Source organism: Saccharopolyspora thermophila, assembly GCF_014646075.1.
Lineage (GTDB): Bacteria > Actinomycetota > Actinomycetes > Mycobacteriales > Pseudonocardiaceae > Saccharopolyspora > Saccharopolyspora thermophila.
Window position 1 is genome coordinate 1 of sequence record NZ_BMMT01000035.1, and the last position, 2,927, is coordinate 2,927.

Sequence of the window (2,927 nt, forward strand, 5' to 3'; positions counted from 1 at the left end):
CATGCGCCGCCTGCTGCGCGACATCGCCGAAAACCGCGAGATCGGCGACGTCACCACCCTCGCCGACTCCTCCGTCATGGACCTCATCGCCAAAGGACTGAAGAAAACCTCCGACGACTGAGCACCGCAAGCCCGCAAAAGGGGGCGCCCTCCCAACCAGGAGGACGCCCCCTGTGCGCATGTCGGCCCCTCGTGACCTGCACAAACACTCTCCGCGAGCCTGTTTGCAAGAGCAAGCATGCCTCGAATGGGTGGTAGGATGGCGGCAGGTGTGCCGGGAAGACTGGTCGGCGTGCAGGTTCGTGCTGTTCACGATCGGAGCCGCCAGTGTCGAAAGCCGCCCGCAAGAAGTCCCGGCGCGCCAAGCCCGACCGGTCGGCCCGCACCTTCGACCTCGGGGCCTACCTGCGCACCGAGACCGTCGGCGGGCTGGTCCTGCTCGCGGCCACCGCCGTCGCGCTGCTGCTGGCGAACTCGCCCGCCGCTGAGCTCTACCGCACCGTGCGCGACCTGGAACTCGGGCCGCACCTGCTGCACCTGAACCTCACCATCGGCGAGTGGGCCACGGACGGCCTGCTGGCGATCTTCTTCTTCGTTGCCGGGCTGGAGCTCAAACGCGAGCTGGTGATCGGCGAGCTGTCCAACCGCAGGAGCGCGCTGCTGCCGGTGATCGCCGCACTCGGCGGCATGGTCGTGCCCGCCGTGCTCGCGTTCGCCATCGGCCACGGCACGCCCGGCGCGCACGCCGCGTGGGCCATCCCGGTGGCCACCGACATCGCGTTCGCGCTCGGCGTGCTGTCGCTGACCGGGTCGTGGATGCCCACCGCGGCCCGGGTCTTCCTGCTCAGCCTGGCCGTGGTCGACGACCTGGGCGCGATCATCGTCATCGCGGTCCTGTTCACCGACGGGCTCAGCGCGCTCGCACTGCTCGCGGCGGTCGCACTCTGCGCCGGCTACTGGTTCCTGCAGCGCAAGCGGATCACCAGCCCCGTGCTGTACGTCCCGTTAGCGGTGGCCACCTGGGTGGCGGTGCACTCCAGCGGCATCCACGCCACCATCGCCGGGGTGGCCCTCGGCCTGCTCACCCGCGTCAGGCGCGACCCGCACGAACCGGCGTCTCCGGCGATGCGGCTGGAGCACCGGCTGCAGCCCTGGTCGGCCGGGCTCGTCGTGCCGGTGTTCGCGTTCTTCGCCGCCGGGGTCCCGGTGGACGCCGACGCGCTGGTCGCGATCGGCGGGGACCGGGTCGCCATCGCGGTCGTCGTCGGACTCGTGGTGGGCAAGCTGATCGGCATCTTCGGCAGCTCGTTCCTTGCGGTGAAGCTGGGCGTGGGGGCCAAGCCGGAGTCGGTGAGCTGGCGCGACATGGCGGCGCTGGCGATGCTCGGCGGGGTCGGCTTCACGGTCAGCCTGCTGATCGCCGAGCTCTCGCTGACGGGTGACGCGGCGGAGCGCGCCAAGGCCGCGGTACTGATCGCCTCGGCCATCTCCTCGCTGCTGGCCGCGACCGTCCTGCTGCGACGCGGCCGGAAGCTGCGCAACGGGGCTGCGGAGTCGTGAGGGCTCGGCGGACCTGCGATCCGCAGCGAGCACACGTCCGAGGCCCTACGCAGCACTCGAACCGGCCCGCGCCCGCTCCGCGTCGCCGCCGGGTCACTCGCGGGTAACGTCCGCGAGTCGCTCGGCCGCCCGCTGATCGCGCGTGGCACGATGGGCACGTGAACAGCGCCCAGAACAGCACCAACGGCAGCCGCGACGGTGCGGGGTGGACCGCGGTCACGTCCATCCCGCTGTCTGAGGAGGACACCGCTCCCGACGGGCAGTCCATCGGCGCGTTGGTCCGCGATGCCACGACGCACCTGTCCACTTTGGTCAGGTCCGAGGTGGAGCTGGCCAAGACCGAGCTCGCCGGTGAGGTCAAGAAGGCGGTCAAGGGCAGCGTCTACTTCGTCCTCGCGCTGACCGTCCTCGGCTTCAGCCTGTTCTTCCTGTTCTTCACGCTCGCCGAGGGGCTCGCCCAGCTCGGCCTGTGGCGCTGGGCGGCCTTCGGGATCGTGTTTCTGGTGATGCTGGTGGTGGCCGGCCTGCTGGCCCTGCTCGGCTTCCTGCGGGTGCGCAAGATCCGCGCGCCCAAGCGCACGATCGAAACCCTCAAGGACACCAAGAAGATCACCCAGCGCCAGCACGCGGAGCAGTCCGCTTCCTGAGCGCTGCGGGCACCTCCACCGGCCGGAGATGCCCGTCCGCTCGGGTCCCGCGCCGGACGACCCGGGCTAGTTCGTGCAGTTGCCGGTGGAGACCGGGGTGGTGAGCGTGGGCGCGATCGCCACCTCGTCGGCCACCTCGTCCGCGGTCAGCGCGAACCCGGTCTCCGGGTCGTCGACCGCCGCACCGAACACCACGCCGACCACCTGGCCGCCGGGGTTGATCAGCGGTCCGCCGGAGTTCCCGCTCTGCACCTTGCCGCGCACCGTGTACACGTCGCGGACCACCGTCTGCGAGTCGTAGATGTCCGGGCCGCGGAGCCTGATCCGGTCCCGCACCCGCCCGGCCGAAGCGGTGTAGGGCCCGTCCAGCGGATAGCCCAGGGCGATCACGTCATCACCCGGCTGCACCGGCCCCGACGCGAAGGACATCGCGTCGGCGTCCAGGTCCGGCACCGCCAGCACCGCGACGTCCACGTCCGGCCGGTAGAGCACGACCTCCGCGTCGAACTCGCCGCGGCCGATCTCGATCGCCACCCGGTCGGTGCCCGCGACCACGTGCGCGTTGGTCATCACGCGGTGCGGCGAGATCACGATGAACTGGTCCCCGGTGGTTGGACTGTGGAATTCAGTTCCGATCATCGGGGAGCGGTGGTTTGGCTGGGCGTAGTTCGTTGACCGCGGAGCAGCGTGCGGCGGCGATAGAGTTGTTTGATGATGGTT

General features: G+C 70.4%; 2 protein-coding genes and 1 pseudogene. 2 read left to right on the plus strand and 1 reads right to left on the minus strand.

Translation table 11 applies throughout. From position 1 onward, the window contains the following. The first annotated feature begins 327 nt into the window (after nt 1-327). A complete protein-coding gene (gene nhaA, locus IEY17_RS24910) occupies nt 328-1,560 on the plus strand; it encodes a Na+/H+ antiporter NhaA (protein WP_188991903.1) in 1,233 nt (410 codons plus the stop codon). A gap of 158 nt (nt 1,561-1,718) precedes the next feature. Beyond that, complete coding sequence (locus IEY17_RS24915; RefSeq protein WP_188991905.1) at nt 1,719-2,207, plus strand: phage holin family protein; 489 nt, start codon at nt 1,719-1,721, stop codon at nt 2,205-2,207. A 66-nt stretch (nt 2,208-2,273) separates the two neighbouring features. On the opposite strand, the pseudogene IEY17_RS24920 reads toward IEY17_RS24915, so the two are convergent. Further along, a pseudogene (locus IEY17_RS24920) lies at nt 2,274-2,798 on the minus strand (trypsin-like peptidase domain-containing protein); the annotation flags it as partial. Nucleotides 2,799-2,927: the final 129 nt, after the last annotated feature.